General features: G+C 38.7%; 1 pseudogene. It reads right to left on the reverse strand.

Going from position 1 to position 279, the window contains the following annotated elements:
• Window positions 1–279 (reverse strand): annotated as a pseudogene (locus IEX97_RS13735) (ribonucleoside-diphosphate reductase subunit alpha); the annotation flags it as partial.

Below are 279 nucleotides of genomic sequence, written 5' to 3' on the forward strand. Positions count from 1 at the left end.
GTTCTTTTGCAAGCTCACATGATGCTTCAATGGCATAATAGCTAATCAATTCCATTGAGGTATCGGCAAAGCTTATTGCATCGTTTGACGCATAATCGATTTTTAGCTCATATAAAGCATCTTGAAAGCCCATTAAGCCCAAACCAATTGGACGATGTTTCAAGTTTGAGTTGCGAGCCTGGGGAACGGAATAATAGTTAATATCAATCACGTTATCCAGCATTCGTATGGCTGTTTTGATGGTTTTTTGCAGCTTTTTCTGATCAAGTTTGCCTTGTT

Source organism: Paenalicyclobacillus cellulosilyticus, assembly GCF_014647315.1.
GTDB classification, from domain to species: Bacteria; Bacillota; Bacilli; order Alicyclobacillales; family Alicyclobacillaceae; genus Alicyclobacillus_J; species Alicyclobacillus_J cellulosilyticus.